At 63.5% G+C, this 15344-nt stretch carries 13 protein-coding genes; 8 read left to right on the top strand and 5 right to left on the bottom strand.

Annotation, left to right across the window (positions count from 1 at the left end; all coding sequences use genetic code 11):
• Positions 1 to 103: 103 nt before the first annotated feature.
• Positions 104 to 889, bottom strand: a complete 786-nt coding sequence (locus C7A17_RS03485) for an IclR family transcriptional regulator (protein ID WP_106736706.1) — start codon at positions 887 to 889, stop codon at positions 104 to 106.
• 247 nt (positions 890 to 1136) lie between these two features.
• On the opposite strand from C7A17_RS03485, the gene C7A17_RS03480 reads away from it, so the two are divergent.
• From C7A17_RS03480 to C7A17_RS03460, 5 genes are all read left to right on the top strand, one after another.
• Positions 1137 to 2498: an MFS transporter gene (locus C7A17_RS03480; RefSeq protein ID WP_106736705.1), complete on the top strand. Its 1362-nt coding sequence runs from the start codon at positions 1137 to 1139 to the stop codon at positions 2496 to 2498.
• A gap of 63 nt (positions 2499 to 2561) precedes the next feature.
• Positions 2562 to 3431 carry a sugar phosphate isomerase/epimerase family protein gene (locus C7A17_RS03475; protein ID WP_106736704.1) on the top strand — a complete coding sequence of 290 codons (870 nt, stop codon included), beginning with the start codon at positions 2562 to 2564 and terminating at the stop codon, positions 3429 to 3431.
• An 8-nt stretch (positions 3432 to 3439) separates the two neighbouring features.
• Positions 3440 to 4246 (top strand): shikimate dehydrogenase family protein, encoded by an 807-nt coding sequence (locus tag C7A17_RS03470; RefSeq protein ID WP_106736703.1) that lies wholly within the window; start codon positions 3440 to 3442, stop codon positions 4244 to 4246.
• Between the two features lie 24 nt (positions 4247 to 4270).
• Complete coding sequence (locus C7A17_RS03465; RefSeq protein WP_106736702.1) at positions 4271 to 5302, top strand: Gfo/Idh/MocA family protein; 1032 nt, start codon at positions 4271 to 4273, stop codon at positions 5300 to 5302.
• Between the two features lie 79 nt (positions 5303 to 5381).
• Positions 5382 to 5672, top strand: a complete 291-nt coding sequence (locus C7A17_RS03460; protein ID WP_158704638.1) for a Rossmann-fold NAD(P)-binding domain-containing protein — start codon at positions 5382 to 5384, stop codon at positions 5670 to 5672.
• Positions 5673 to 5708: 36 nt separating this feature from the next.
• Here the strand turns inward: C7A17_RS03460 and C7A17_RS03455 are convergent, their stop codons facing one another.
• Both C7A17_RS03455 and C7A17_RS03450 read right to left on the bottom strand, forming a co-directional pair.
• The gene (locus C7A17_RS03455; protein ID WP_106736700.1) at positions 5709 to 6152 is read right to left on the bottom strand and encodes a GNAT family N-acetyltransferase; all 444 of its coding nucleotides are present in this window, start codon (positions 6150 to 6152) and stop codon (positions 5709 to 5711) included.
• A gap of 117 nt (positions 6153 to 6269) precedes the next feature.
• Positions 6270 to 6725, bottom strand: a complete 456-nt coding sequence (locus C7A17_RS03450) for a GNAT family N-acetyltransferase (protein ID WP_106736699.1) — start codon at positions 6723 to 6725, stop codon at positions 6270 to 6272.
• Between the two features lie 131 nt (positions 6726 to 6856).
• On the opposite strand from C7A17_RS03450, the gene C7A17_RS03445 reads away from it, so the two are divergent.
• The 3 genes from C7A17_RS03445 to C7A17_RS03435 all read left to right on the top strand — a co-directional run bounded on the left by C7A17_RS03445 (position 6857) and on the right by C7A17_RS03435 (position 10714).
• A complete protein-coding gene (locus C7A17_RS03445) occupies positions 6857 to 7375 on the top strand; it encodes an RNA polymerase sigma factor (protein WP_106736698.1) in 519 nt (172 codons plus the stop codon).
• Positions 7372 to 8211, top strand: a complete 840-nt coding sequence (locus tag C7A17_RS03440) for a FecR family protein (RefSeq protein WP_106736697.1) — start codon at positions 7372 to 7374, stop codon at positions 8209 to 8211. The genes C7A17_RS03445 and C7A17_RS03440 overlap by 4 nt, the downstream gene beginning before the upstream one ends.
• Before the next feature lie 79 nt (positions 8212 to 8290).
• Complete coding sequence (locus C7A17_RS03435) at positions 8291 to 10714, top strand: TonB-dependent receptor (protein WP_106736696.1); 2424 nt, start codon at positions 8291 to 8293, stop codon at positions 10712 to 10714.
• A 91-nt stretch (positions 10715 to 10805) separates the two neighbouring features.
• Here C7A17_RS03435 and C7A17_RS03430 read toward each other — a convergent pair whose 3' ends face one another.
• The gene (locus tag C7A17_RS03430) at positions 10806 to 12767 is read right to left on the bottom strand and encodes a methyl-accepting chemotaxis protein (RefSeq protein ID WP_106736695.1); all 1962 of its coding nucleotides are present in this window, start codon (positions 12765 to 12767) and stop codon (positions 10806 to 10808) included.
• Between the two features lie 444 nt (positions 12768 to 13211).
• A complete protein-coding gene (locus C7A17_RS03425) occupies positions 13212 to 15332 on the bottom strand; it encodes a TonB-dependent siderophore receptor (RefSeq protein WP_106736694.1) in 2121 nt (706 codons plus the stop codon).
• Positions 15333 to 15344: the final 12 nt, after the last annotated feature.

Raw genomic sequence — 15344 nt, 5'->3', positions numbered from 1 at the left:
AGCTTCATTGGGGGGCAAAGAGCTCGCGGCTAAAGCCGCTCCTACAAGATTGCGAGCGGCTACTTTCGCCAATTGGCTGCCGAAATCTACGAATCTGTGCTGATTAGCGGCTGTTGAAGGCAGGCGAGACCAGGCTCAGGGCGGCCAGGCGCTTGGCGCAATCCTGCAACTGCGGTGCAATCGCTTCGATCTTCTCGGCGGTCATCCTGGCCGATGGGCCGGCGGCGCTGACGGTGCCGATGGGCCGGCCGTCGTCCACGTGGCGAATGACCACGGCCACGGCGCTGGTGCCGGGCTCGTAGACATCGTGCACCACGCCGTAGCCGCGCTTGTGCGTCTGGTCGATGCGATCCAGTAGCTCGCGCAAGCTCTTCGGGGCATTGGGGCCCATGTGCTGCGCCCGTTCCATGCCTTGCTCGGCGATCAGCTCCAGTGCGCGCTCCTCGCTTTCGGCGGCCATCCAGGCCAGGCCGTTGGCGGTCGCCGGCAGGTAGACATCGGAGCCGGCATCGGGGTCGTAGCGCAATCCGGTGCGCGCACCCTGGGCCTTGGCCACCCAGATCAGGTGGTTACCCTCGATCACGGCCATGCGGATCAGCTCCCCGGTTTCCTGGGCCAGCTCGTCCAGCAGGGGCTGCGTGGCATCGGTGATGCCGCTCGCGGCGAGGTAGGTGAGGCCGAGCGATGCGAGCTTCACCGTCAGCAGGTAGTGCGTGGTCGCCGCGTTCTGCTTCACGTAGCCCATGTCCTTGAGTTCGTTCAGCAGGCGATGCGTCGCAGTACGTGGGATGTCCAGGCGGTCGGCGATTTCGGACATGGGAAGCCCGCCGACGTGTTTTACCAGCAGCTCGAGAATGGACAGGGCGCGGTCACGAACGGACGTGGACATCAGGGGGCAGCTCCAGAAGCAGGAAAGCCCTCATTCTAGAGCGCTATGGAATTGCAATCCAATTGAATGCAGTCAGATAGATTTCTCTATTCTGGTTTTATTTTCCACTTGGAATGCTATTCCAGAAGTGTAATATTGAGTTGCCCACCGACAATCGGGGGCCAAGACTCCCAAGATTCGGCGCCACTGCCTTGGCCTTGCCGGAAAGGGTCTGAGACATAAACACAACAACAATCGGAGCCTCCCCATGAAACCCTCCAGCCAACTGGACATCCAGGCGTTCCTGGATTCCCGGCCTTTCGGCCACTTCCAGTGGAAGATCCTCCTGCTGTGCCTGACCGTACTGATCCTCGATGGCTTCGACGTGGTGGCGATGGGCTTCATCGCGCCCTCGCTGATCGCCGACTGGAACATCCCACGCGAAGAGCTGGGCATCGTGATGAGCATGGGCCTGTTCGGCCTGGCCATCGGCGCACTGATGGGCGGGCCGCTGGCTGACCGCTTCGGTCGGCGCAAGGTGATCATCGTCTCGATCTTCTTCTTCGGCTTCATGAGCCTGATTTCGGCCTGGTCGCCGAACGTCGAGATCCTCTCGCTGCTGCGCTTCCTCACCGGCCTTGGCCTGGGCGCGTCGCAGCCCAACGCGGCGACGCTGGCGTCGGAATATGCGCCGAAGAAATACCGCTCGTTGATGGTCACGGTGGTGTACTGCGGCTTCACCCTTGGCGCCGCCGGCGGTGGCTTCCTGGCCAATGGGATGATCCCGAGCTACGGCTGGGAGTCGATCCTGGTGGTTGGCGGCGTGGTGCCGATCCTCTTCGCCGTGCTGCTGTGCTTCGGGCTGCCCGAGTCGGCCAAGTACATGGCGATGAAGCACCAGCACCGTGGAGAGCTGCAGCAGGTGGTCAACGCCATCGAACCGGGCACTGCCGATCAGGCCACTCAGTACATCAGCCCGGAGCCGCAACGCGCCGGCAAGGGCACGATCAAGCTGATCCTCTCGCCGTCGCATCGGCTGATCACCCTGGCGCTGTGGGTCGGCCTGTTCATGAACCTGCTGACGGTCTACTTCCTCAACAGCTGGCTGCCGATCATCGTCAAGGACGACGGCTTCAGTCTGGCCGACGCGGCGCTGGTGGGCGCGATGATGCAGGTCGGTGGCACCCTCGGGAACATCGTCATCGGCTGGGAGATGGATCGCTTCAATCCGCACAAGGTGATGATCGGCACGCTCATCGGTGGCGCCGTGCTGACCCTTTCGTTGGGCAACCTGTCGCCTGGTCTGTATGGCTTGATGGCGCTGGTCTTCATGCTGGGGTTCTGCATCAACGCGACCAACACCGGCTGGACGGCCATGGCCGCGACCTACTACCCGACCGAGATGCGTGCGACCGGCACCAGCTGGATGACCGGTATCGGCCGCTTCGGCGCGATCCTCGGTGCGTCCGTCGGTGCCGTGCTGCTGGGCCTGAAGTGGGACTTCAGCCACCTGTTCATGTTCCTCACCCTGCCCATCGGCATCGCCGTGGTCGCCGCCTACGTGAAAGGGCTGCGTGATCGCAAGCCACAGGCGGCCGCTGGTGTGCTGGGCAACGCCTCCCATTCCTGAGCATTCGCTTTCCATTTTCGGCCGGGGTACGCCCCGGCCCTCAGGCCCTACAGGACGCCCATCATGAAGATCGCCATCGACTCCTACTGCTACCACCGTTACTTCGGCGAGGTGTACCCGAACCTGGAACAGCCTCCCGCCTACCGCATGACCCTCGAGGATTTCATCGACAGGGCACGCGCCCATGAGGTGCAAGGTGTTTCCATCGAGTCGTTCATGCTCGATGACAGCTCGCCACATAACCTGGAGCGCCTGCGTGGTCTGCTGGATGACGCCGGCCTCGAACTGGTCTGGGCCTGGGGGCATCCCCATGGGCTGGGTTCCGGCGCACGCGGCGAAGAACTGGCCGATCTGCAGCGCCATGTCGATATCGCCAGGACGCTGGGTGCCGGCGTGATGCGCATCTGCGCCGGCGGTCGTCGCACGCGGCCGGACTCCTGGCTCGCGCACAAGACTCAGTTGCTGCCGCTGCTGCGTCGGGCGGCCGATTATGCGGCAGGGCAGGGCGTGGTACTGGCCATGGAGAACCATGTCGACCTGCTGGCTGCCGAAGTGCTGGAGTTGCTCGAGGCCGTCGACAATCCGGCCCTGGGCGTGTGCCTGGATACCGCCAACAACCTGCGCATGTTCGAAGACCCGATGCAGGTGATCGAGCTGCTCGCACCCCATGCCAAAGCCACTCACATCAAGGACATCTGCGCCTTCCGTGGCAGCCCGCGAGAGTTCGGTTTCTGGCCGAGCGTGCCGCTGGGCGAGGGCCTGATCGACATTCCGCGAACCCTGCAGTTGCTGCGTCAACATGGCTTCGAAGGGTTGCTGGCGCTGGAGATCGATTATCTGCATCCGCGCTATGGCAGCGAAGAGGAGGCGATCGACAAGAGCCTTGCCTTCATGCGCCAGACCCTGGATCGGCAACATGGCGCATGCGCCTGAGGTGACTCATGAACGACTCGATGATTCCCAGCCCATCCGGCACCACCCGCTTTCTGGCAGTGGTCGGCGACCCGGTGAGCCAGGTCAGGGCCCCCATGCTGCTCAATCGGCTCTTTCGTGACGAGGGTGTGGACATGGTCATGATTGCCGTACATGCCCGCGCCGAGAACCTGGAGACGGTCATCCGCGGCTTGCAGGCGACGGAGAATTTTCACGGCATGCTGGTGACCATTCCACACAAGTTCTCCTGTTGCCAGTTCGCCGAGCGGCACAGCCTCTGCGTCGAGCTGTCCGGGGCGACCAATGCGTTGCGGCGTGACCTCGATGGCGTATGGCGCGCGGAGAACTTCGACGGCATCGGCTTCGTTCTGGGCCTGCGCCATGCCGGTTTCGAGCCGAAAGACAAGAACGTGCTGCTGCTCGGCGGCGGCGGTGCGGGCAGCGCCATCGCCGTGGCGTTGCTCGAGGCTGGTGCGCAGCGCCTGCATCTGCGCGAACCGGATCAGGCCAAGGCCGCAGAACTCTTGCGCCGCCTCGAACTGCACTGGCCAGGGCGCGTGGTGCTGGATCGGGACAAGTCGATTCGCGATGTCGATCTGTTGATCAATGCCACGCCTCTGGGATTGCAGCCCGATGACCCGCTACCGTTCGACCCGGCCGTGCTGGCTGCTGGCACCTGGGTCGCGGACATCATCATGAAACCGGCCGAAACGCGCCTGCTCAGGCTGGCTGCCGAACGTGGGCTACCGGTGCAGCCGGGGATCAGCATGCTCAATGAACAGATCGACTGCTACCGCGCGTTCTTTTCGCTCTGAGCCCATAGAACATAGGAGAAAAGCATGACCGAGCCTTTGCGTATCGCCCTGGTCGGAGCGGGCGTCATGGGGCGGCAACATGCCGCCCAGATCGACCTGAATGACGAGACCGAACTGGTGGCCATCGCCGACCCGTTCAGCTCAGCCTTGGCACAGGAACTGAACCTGCCCGGTTTCAGAGAACATCGGCAGATGCTTGAGCAGAGCCAGCCTGATGCAGTGATCATTGCCAACCCCAATAATTTGCATGTGGCGACGGCCCTCGATTGCATCGAGGCCGGCATACCTATGCTGCTGGAAAAACCGGTTGGCTGCTCGGTCGAGGAGGTGAAGGCACTGGTGCAGGCGGAGGCCGAGTCGGGCGTGGCCATTCTGGTTGGACACCATCGTCGCCATAACCCGATCATTCGTGAGGCGCGGCGGATCATCCAGAGCGGCGAACTCGGGCAAATCACCACCTTCACGGCGCTCTGGCAACTGCAAAAGGCGGATAGCTACTACGACATGGCCTGGCGACGCAGCAAGGGTGCCGGGGTACTGCTGATCAACCTCGTGCATGACCTCGACCTGATGCGCCATCTATGCGGCGAGGTGGGCAGCGTGCAGGCGATTACCAGCCATGCGGCGCGCGGGTTCGAGGTCGAAGACAGCGCCGCGTTGTTGCTGCAGTTCAAGAGTGGCGCGCTCGGCACTCTGACGGGCTCGGATGCCTGTGCCACGCCCTGGGGGTGGGATCAGAATGCGGCTGAAAACCCCGCTTTTGCCCAGCAGCCGGAACAGCCCTGTTACTTGATCGGCGGTACATTGGGTTCGCTGTCGGTGCCTCAACTCAAGCGTTGGCATTACGGTGAGAGCAGAGGCTGGTATTCGCCATTGTTGGAAAGCGCCGGCACGGCCGCTCCGGGGTCAGCGCTCGATAACCAGTTGCGGCACTTCGTGCAGGTCGTTCGGGGGCACTGCTCGCCATTGATAAGTGCCGACGATGCCCTGCAAACCCTGAGGTTGGTTGAGGCCGCACAGGCTGCAGGTGAGTCTGGGCGGGCGATCAAACTGTAAGCGCCTGGCCGGCTTGAGTGCGTGCCGAGCCGATGGCGTGTGGCGGGCGCTAACCGAATCAGGTCAAGCCGCAGACCTCGTGCGTCGTCTGGAGCTGCACTGGCCAGGGCGCGTGACGCTGGATCGGGAAAGATCGATCAGCGATGTCGACCTGTTGGTCAACGCCACGCCTCTGGGGTTGCAGCCTGATGATCCGCTGCCGTTCGACCCGGCTGTGCTGGCCGCAGGCACCTGGGTCGCTGACATCATCATGAAGCCGGCCGAAACGCGCCTGCTCAGGCTGGCCGCTGAACGCGGGCTGCCGGTGCAGCCGGGGATCAGTATGCTCAACGAACAGATCGACTGCTACCGCGCGTTCTTTTCGCTCTGAGGGGGCTGGCTTTCCGCTCGTCTGTCAGTTGAGTAGTCAGCCGCGCTGCTTCTCGTACCTGACATCACGTTCATCGACGGCTTCCGTCAACTGCCAGCCATGGCGGCGGTAGAAACCATTGGCGCGGATGCTCCCGTGGCCATCGGTGATCAGCCAGATCGACCCGTGCTGCTCGAACAGTGCAGCCTCCGCGGCATTCAGCAGCAGGCGCCCGAGGCCATGGCCTTCGGCGTGCGGGCGGATGAACAGGGCGAACAGCTCGCCTGCTTCGAAATCCACCATGGCGAAGCCCGCCGCCACGCCATCGAGCTCCGCGATCCAGGCGCAAGGTGCCTGGTCGATCGCCTCGGCCAATGCGGCCGGCGTGATGCCGAGTTCGGCCATCTGCTGGCGTGACAGGTGGTTCTCGATCACGCTGGTGCGGATGTCGAACAGTGTTTCGATGTCGGCCGTCGTGGCCTGGCGAAGAGTGGCGCCCATTGCGTTGCTCCTTGCAAAAGGGGCGACCATAGCCCGGTGCGGTGCGACGGGCAAACATGAGACTGCACGAGGAGGTCTTCAGCTCTTCGTGTGTGCTCCCATTTATGCCGCGGCGTTTCACTCAGACAGCCGACGCACCATGACCAGGGTGCGTTCTTCGCCCTCGCTGACTTCACGGAGCAGAGTGAAGCCAAGCTGCCGGTAGAAGCCCTGCGCTGTCAGTGATGACGGCACGAGCAATTCGCTGGCGCCTCGTTCCTGTGCGAGCCGTTCGATGGCTGCCATCAGCCTGCGTCCGATGCCCTTGCCCTGCTGGGTCGGGTCAACGAAAACCGTGCGGATCACCTGCCCATCGAGGCTGGCAGTGCCGAGCAATTGTTGGCCCTGCAGGGCAATCAGAACTAGGCGCGTCTCGATCAGTTTGCCGATGTGTTCGGCGGTGAAGTTGCTCTCCACACGCTGAATGACCTCGGGTGAATAGTCCCTGGCGTTGCTGATGCGCAAGGCATCGATGATTACCCGGCTTATCGCGGGGGCGTCATGCGGCTGTGCGGCGCGGATTTCGATGCTCATTCCGGAGGCTCAGGCTTGCTGTTCGGTTGGTCGATACCGATAGCACAGATGGGCGGGCTGGTGGCAATGCTTTAACTGAAAAGAATTCTCACTTATATTCGCGCTCACTTGATCGGCAGCGAAGCGCCCACTTGCCTCATTCCTCCGCCAATACCTCTCTGCTCGCCGTGCTGGCTCGTCATTATGAGGAGCTGGTCGACTCGGTGCGCCGGCGTTTCGGTGATCGCCATGCGGCGCGTGAGGTGGTGCACGATGTCTGCGTCCAGCTACTGGAGGCGCCAGAGAAGGACGGTGTGCGCGTGCCCTTGGCGCTGCTGCGCAAGATCGCCCATGATCGTGCCGTCAGCCATTACCGCAGCGAGCGGCGGCGCCAGGCGTGGGTGGACGAGCAGGCGATATTGCCCGAGCTGGCTTGTGCGCTTCCCGGCCCGGATCGCTGCCACGAAGCCGCTCATGAACTGGAGCGGCTGTGTGCGGCGATTGCGCAATTGCCGCCGCGCTGTCAGCAGGTATTCGTCATGCACAAGATTCACGAGCTGCCCCAGCAGGAAGTGGCCGAGCAACTGGGCATTTCCCTCAAGGCCGTGGAAAAGCACCTGCGTGTGGGCATGAGCAAGTGCCTGGACTGGTTGGATCGGGGAGCGCCATGAACCGCCAGCCGCCGCACGAAGACGACCGTATCCCTGCCGACGACGCCATCGCACGCCACCGCGAGGCACTCAAGGCGCGCTTTCCCATGCCTGCGCCGGTCAAGCGCAGCCGACGCTCGCCGGGTACGACGCTGGGGCTTTTCGCTGCCGCGCTGGCCCTGGCCGGTGGCCTGCTCTGGCTCGACCCTGCCTACCGCAGCGAGGATCATGCCAGCGCGGCGGGGCAGGTGCAGGCGGTCACGTTGGCCGATGGCAGCCAGATCACGCTCGATGGCGCCAGCCGTATCCGCGTCAGCTGGCACCTGCGCAGCCGGCGGGTGGAGTTGCAGGCGGGACAGGCGCTGTTCGCTGTTGCACCGATGGTGTATCGACCGTTCTTCACCGAAGTCGGGTCGACGCGTATCGCCGTGGTCGGCACCCGCTACAACGTCAACCGCTTAGGTGACGATGTGCGGGTCACGGTGAGTGAGGGGCGGGTGTCAGTCCGCGGCCACGGTGATGCACTGCTGCTCACGCCGGGCGACCAGGTGCGTGTGCGCGCCGGCCAGATCGGCACGCCGCTACGAATCGATGCCAGCGCTGCCGCTGCCTGGGTCGAAGGGCAACTGGTGTTCGAGCGCACGCCGCTGGGCGAGGTGCTCGATGCCCTGCGGCGCCAGGCGGGCATCCAGGTGCGTCTGGCCGACGCCAGGTTGGCGGAGCTGCCGGTTTCCGGACGCTTCGAGCGGTCGCGCCTCGATGGCCTGCCGGCCCTGCTGCCGAAGATCCTGCCGGTTGATTTGAAGACCGGTGCCGATGGCGTACCGACCCTGAGCCGGCGCGAGGCGAAAAAATAATTTCACCACGAGGTAGGGTTCTGCCCGCGCTGTGGCGGCTATCTCCAGGAACGCCCTTTTTCATTCCCGGAGACCTCACGTGAGAACCCCGACACTGCGCCTTACTCTGTTGGCCAGCAGCCTGCTGCTGGGCCTGTCGTCGATGGTGCAGGCCGCCAGCGAAGTCGATTTCGACCTGCCTGCCGCGCCGCTCGAACAGTCGCTCAATGCCCTGGCCGGCCAGTCCGCCGTGCAGATTCTCTTTTCCAGCGACATTGCCGGCGGCAAGCAGGCAGGCGAGCTGCGCGGTCGCTACAGCACCACCGAGGCCCTGCAGCGCCTGCTCGAGGGCAGTGGCCTGGAAGTTCGTCAGCAGGACGAGCAGACCTATCTCGTCGTATCCCGCGAGCCGGTGCCGGCGCAGGTTGGCGCTGCTGCGCCGCTGGAACTGGGGCCGCTGGACGTGACCGCCTCGCGTACTTCCAGCGGCCTGGTTCCGCAGGTGCGCCAGGTCGACGTGATCGAGCGCGACAAGCTGGAGCAGTTGCGCCAGGGCTCCGACAGCCTGGCCACGCTGCTGGCCAAGGTCACGCCCGGGATGTCCGATTCCAGCCGCACCATCACCGACTACGGCCAGACTTTGCGTGGCCGCACCATGCTGATTCTGGTCGATGGCGTGCCGATGAACACCAACCGCGATTCCTCGCGCAACCTGGCCAGCATCGACCCGGCGCTGATCGAGCGGGTCGAAGTGGTACACGGCAGCAGCGCGATCTATGGCGCAGGAGCCACCGGTGGCATCGTCAACATCACCACGCGCCCCGCTGGTGGCGAGAGCCGTGCCGAGACCACGCTGAGCGGCACGTCGTCACTGACGCAACTGGACAACGACAGCCTCGGCGGCCAGCTGCAGCATCATCTGTCCGGTGCACAGGGGCAGGTCGACTACGCCTTCGACCTTGGCGTGCGTCACATCGGCGGTTCGTTCGACGCGGACGGCCAGCGCATCGCGCCGGAGCCGAGCCAGGGCGATCTGTTCGACTCCAATACCTTCAACATCGGCGGCAAGCTGGGGCTGCGCATCGATAACGATCAGCGCATCCAGCTCGCCCTCAGCCATTACGACGCCAAGCAGGACAGCGATTACACCTCCGATCCGTCGGTCAACGCGCTGCCGGCCGGCTCGGTGCCGGCGCAGCCGCTCGATGGCCTCAAGCTCGATACCCAGAACCGCATCAAGAACACCCTGGCCAATCTCGAATACAGCCACGAAGACCTGCTCGGCAGCCGTCTGTCCGCGCAGCTCTATTACCGCGACTATTTCACCCGCTTCACGCCTTTCGATGCACGCGGCGTGGCGACCCGTGGCCGCTTCGTCGACCAGGTGATGCAGAACAGCGAGATCTTCGGCAGCCGTTTCACCCTGCGCACGCCGCTGGGGGAGAGCACCGAGCTGGTGTGGGGCGCCGATCTCAACCACGAGCGCAGCGACATGCCGCTCGATATCTTCGATGCGGCGCGTTACGACGCCAGCGGCGGCCGGGTGTTCGAGAAGATCGGCAAGCTGACCTACATGCCCGAGCTGACCACCATCAGCACCGGTGCCTTCGCCCAGTTGCGCCACCGCCTCAACGAACAATGGTCGGTCGACGGCGGCCTGCGCTACGAATACGCCACGGCCGAGTTCGACGACTTCGTGCCGCTGTCGGAAATCCGCAACGCCAACCCGGCGACCGTCAGTGGCGGCAAGGTGCGCTACGACGATGTGCTCGGCAACCTCGGCGTGGTCTATTCGCCGGTTGTCGGCCAGGAGCTCTACGCCGCCTTCAGCCAGGGCTTCCAGCTGCCGGACATCGGCGTGCAGCTGCGTAATGCGCGCAGCGGTTTCGATATCGCATCCTCCGACCTGGAGCCGGTGAAGACCAACAACTACGAGCTGGGTTGGCGTGGTGCGCTGGGGGAACAGACGCTGGGTTCGCTGGCGCTGTTCTACACCACCTCCAAGCTGGGCGACGTGCAGAGCTTCAACAACGGCCTGATCCTGACCCGCACCGAGGAGCGCATCCATGGCGTCGAAGGTAGCCTCGACTGGCTGAATCTGGAGGAAACCTGGGGCCTGGGCGGCACCTTCACCTGGATGAAAGGGCGCGAGAAACCGGACAACGGCGAATGGCGCGACATGACCGGCTTCCGCGTGCCGCCGCTGAAACTGACCGCCTACGTGCAATACAACCCCTGCGAAGCCTGGAGCAACCGCCTGCAGGCGACCTACTTCGCCAGCAAGGACTATCGCCTCGATGGTCAGGCCAGCTTCGGCCGTCGCGACGTGGACGGCTACACCACGGTCGACCTGATCAGTGACTACCGCCTGAGCGAGGCGGACAAGGTCAGCCTGGGCATCCAGAACCTGTTCAACCGGGATTACTACCCGCTATACAGCCAGCTCCTGCGCAGCAACAACAACGCCAGCCACCTGCCGGCACCCGGCACCACGCTGACGGTCAGCTACAGCCACCAGTGGTAACGAAACGGCCCCGCCGGGTGGCGGGGCCGCTATTTCGGTGTTGTGTGAAGCCAGCGAGCCGGTAGGGAGGTTTACCGGCGCGGGCGACGACTCAGGCCACCTTGAAGCGGCCCACCAGTTGCTGCTGGTGGTCGGCCAGGCGCGCCAGCTCGCGGCTGGTCACGGCGGTCTGTTCAGCGGCAGCGCTGACCTGGATGACCAGGTCGTTGATGTCGTTGACGTTGCGGTTGATCTCCTCCGACACCAGGCTCTGTTCCTCGGCAGCGGATGCCACCTGGATGTTGCGGTCGCTGATGCTGGCGATGCCATCGGCGATCTCCACCAGCAGGTTGCCGGCCTTGACCACGTTGTTGGCGCCGGCCTGCGCCTTGTTCAGGGTTTCCTGCATGGAGCTGGCCGCACGGTCGGAACCGCTTTGCAGGTTGCTGATCATCTGCTGGATGCTGACGGTGGAGGCCTGGGTTTTCTGCGCCAGTTGGCGTACCTCGTCGGCGACCACGGCGAAGCCACGGCCTTGTTCGCCCGCGCGGGCCGCTTCGATGGCGGCGTTGAGGGCCAGCAGGTTGGTCTGCTCGGCGACGCCACGGATGACGTCGAGCACCGAGGAGATGGCGTCGCTCTCTTGCTTCAGCTCGACGATGATCTGTGCGGTCTGCTCGGCCTGGGTCGAGAGGGCCTGTACCAGGCGCACGGTGCTCTCGATCTCGGTCTTGCCCTGCACCGTGTTGTCATTGACCTGGCGCGACATCTCGGCCGCTTCGGTGGTGCTGCGTGCCACGTCGCGCACGGTGGCGCTCATCTCGTTGATGGCGGTGGCGACCTGGTCGGTGCCCAGGCGTTGCTGCGCCACGTTCTGGCTGGTTTGCAGGGCCACGGCTGAGGATTCCTCGGCGGCGGTGGCGACTTGCGCGGTGGCGCCGCCGATCTCCTGGATCACTTCCTTGATCTGCAGCGCCATGTTGTTGAGGTTGCGCGCGATCACACCGAATTCGTCACCGCCTTCGTAATGGGTTTGCGCGGTGAGGTCGCGCATCGACAGGGCGACCAGGGTATCGTTGACGTCGCTGACCGCCGCTTTGATGTTGCGAATGATCAGCAGCGACAACGCCAACACGGCGATCAGTACGGCCAGCATGGCCGTGACGGTCAGCCACAGGCTGCTGGCTGCTTCGTCACGAGCCTGTGCAGCCAGGTGGCCTACGCTCTGTCCCAGTTCGCTTTCCACCTGGCTCATCAGGTCGATGCGGCTGGTGGAGAGTCTGAACCAGTCTTCGGACTTGATCCCCAACGCATCGCCCAATGGTGTTTCGAAGGCAAGGCGCTGCAGGCGCGCCACTTCCAGCGATTCTGGCTGTTGCAGGGCGCTGTCGAGCTTGCTGCGGAAGCTGGCCGAGGCGCGGCGCTGGAACGCATCCATATACGCGGAGAATTCGCCCAGGTTGCGGCTGAAGCGTGAAAGCAGATCGGCATCGAAGTGGTTCTGGGTGAAGACCAGGCCGAGCAGCACGCGCTCGCGCCCAGAGCGTTCCTTCATTTCGACGAATTGGTTGAGCGCACCGAGGGCACGCAGGATCTGCGGATCGTCGACGCTTGCTTCGAGCGAATGGGTGTAGCCGATCAATGTCTTGATCAGGTTGGTGTAGCGGTTACCTGAGTCGGTGCTGTTCAGCGACAGGGCATCGACCTGCGGGCGCAACGCTTTCAGCTCATCCAGTGCGCGCAGGGCCTCGTCCATATTGGCCGAGCCTTGCTGCGAGAGTGCACGCATCTGGCTGGTCGCTACGTCGGTATCGCGGCGATATTCGGCCAGCTTGTCGCGCATTGAGTTGCCTTGGCTACCGATGAATACGCCGCTGGCACCACGTTCGCGTTGCAGGGCGGTGATCACGACGCTGATTTTCTGCGCCGTGGCACTGGCACTCACGGTGCGATCCATCTCGGTCAGCGTGTGGTACTTGCCGGCGACATAGACACCGGCGAACGCCAGGAAGCCGAGTAGGGGGAATATCAATATGAGGAGTAGCTTCACGCTCAGCGGGGCATTTCTAAGCATTTCTTTAGGGTCTCATCGTCTTGAATTGAACGTTGGCAGGCGAAGTTACGACGATTGTCGACAGCCTTTCGGGCTGATGGCTGAGCAGGCGCGAGGGATCTTGGTGCCCCTCTGCTTCTGTTGCGGCGTTGTTGTTGTGCTTCGTGATATCGGCTGCTTCTGGGGATTGTCCGTTTCATGTGCCTTCGCCGGTGCTGCTTGAGGCTTAGGCGTGAGACAGAAACGGGTTTCGAGCGGGGCTGGATACATATGACATCGTATGTCTGTGGCAGGTCTTTGGTGAAACTTGCACGGCAGCAGGGACGTTGTCGTCCGTAGCGAGTACGGGCGCTCGTTAAGCAGATTAAACAAAATCGGCTGCCGGCCTTTGACCGGCAGCAACGAAAGGTCGATGCGGGGAAAAATAATCGAGCGCCGAGCAGTGTCGGCGCCTGATTGCGCGGATCAGAAGCTGTACGCGAAGCCGACCTGCACGGTGCGCGGTGCGCCGGGGTAGGCGTAGAGGTTGAAGGCGCCTTCTTCGTATTCCTCGTTGAACAGGTTCTTCACGTCGAGGTTGAGCCGCAACTGCTCGTTCACCTGGTAGAAACTCAGCAGGTCGACCACGGTGTAGCCCTGCATGTCGTAACTGGTCGCGGAGGTCTGGCCGGCACGTTCATCGACGTACTTCACGCCCATGCCGAGCCCCAGGCCCTTGGCTGCGCCATTCTGGAATTCGTACATGTTGAGCAGGCTGAAGCTGTTGCGCGGGATGTTGGCCAGGCGCGTGCCTTTCTCCAGGCTGTTGTCCTTGGTCACTTCTGCGTCGACGAATGCATAGCCGCCGGTAACGCGCCACTCCGGGGTGATGTTACCCGCGACGTTGAGGTCGAAACCGCGACTGCGCACCTCACCGGCGGCGATCTTGTAGATGCCGCTCGGGTCGTTCGGGTCGTTGGTCAGCACGTTCTCCTTGAGAATCTGGTAGACGGCCGCATCGACGCTGAGGCGCTGATCTGCCGATTCCCACTTCATACCCAGTTCGTAGGACGTACCTTCCTCCGCATCGAAGCCTTTGCCCTGAAGGCTTGCGCCGCTGTTGGGCTTGAAGGATCGGGCGGCGTTGGCGTAGACCGCCAGGCTTTCGCTCAGGTCGTAGATCACCCCCAGCCGCGGCGTGGCTGCATTGTCGGCAGCCGTCCAGTCGGTGCTGCCAGGCAGGCGGTTGTCGTAATCATGCTCGAAGCGCTCGAAGCGCACCCCGGCAAGTACCTTCAGGCGCTTGGTAAGCGCCACCTGATCCTGCACGAAGGCGGCCCAGGTCTTCAGGTTTTCCTTGTCGTGCGTGGTGGTTCGGGTGAGTGCTGGGCGTGGCTGGCCCAGTACCGGATCGAAGATGTCGACAGGGTAGGCACCCAGCGCACCGCTGGAGCGGCGAATGATCGACTGGTAGTCGTAGTCCTCGTACTCGATGCCGGTCAGCAGGGTGTGGGAGACACCCAGCGCATCGAAATAGCCGGTCAGGTTCAACTGGTAGTCGCGGTCGTTCCAGTCGAGCTTGCGGTAGTTGAAGTTACGCCCGAGGGTGCGGCCATCCGCGCCCAGGCCATTGGCTTCGACGGCGTTGCCCTTGAGCGTGCCGTCGAGTTGCTGCACGCCGCCGGCCAGTGTCCAGTTGTCGTTGAGGGCATGCTCGAAGCGCAGCTGCAGCATTTCGTTGTCGTTGTGCAGGGTGTTGTCGCTGCCCTTTTCCCAGGCGTTGGTGCCCCGCGAAGGGTTGCCGCGTTGATTGGGATATCGCGTCAGGCCGCGATCCAGCGGGTGGTTGTTGCGCATCAGATCCGCCTCGAAAACGATGCGGGTCGTCTCGTTGACTTGCCAGGCGAGTACCGGTGCAACGCCATAGCGCTCGGTCTTCACATCGTCACGGAAGGTTTCGCCACCTTCGCCGAGCAGGTTGAGGCGATAGGTCAGGGCGCCTTGTTCGTCCAGTGCTCCGGTGGTGTCGAGCGTGCTGCGGTACAGGCCCTGATCATCGAACTGGCCGCCGATGGTGGTGCGACGCTCGGCCTGTGGCTGCTTGCTGACGATATTGAAGGTGCCGCCGGGGTCGCCTCGACCGTACAGGCTGCTGGCCGGGCCACGCAGCACTTCCAGGCGCTCGATGATGTTGGCATCGGGGGCGTTGGGGTAGCCACGGTTGATCGGGAAGCCGTTGCGGTAGAACTCGCCCGTGGTGAAGCCGCGCACGGTGAACGTGGTCAGGCCCTGGCCGCCGAAGTTGTTGGCGCGACCGACGCCGCCGGCATAGTCGAGCACTTCCTGAAGGCGGCTGGCCGAGCTGTCCTCGACCACGTCGCGGGGCAGAACAGTCACCGACTGCGGTGTTTCATGGAGTGAGGTATCGGTGCGGGTTGCACTTTTCGAGCGGCTGGCGCGGTAGCCCTGTACCGGCCCATCGGCGCTTTCCAGGCCTTGAGCGTTGACGCTCAGGGCTTCCAGTTCGAGAGGGGGTTCGGGCTGGTCAGCCCAGGCAGCGCAAACAATGGCGTTGAGTACACAGAGCGAGAGGAGCGTGCGACGCATCGATTTTCAATT

The organism is Pseudomonas mendocina, assembly GCF_003008615.1.
In the GTDB taxonomy this organism is placed as follows: domain Bacteria; phylum Pseudomonadota; class Gammaproteobacteria; order Pseudomonadales; family Pseudomonadaceae; genus Aquipseudomonas; species Aquipseudomonas mendocina_C.
Note: the sequence above shows the minus strand (reverse complement) of the source record. Positions and strands in the feature narration are given on the sequence as shown.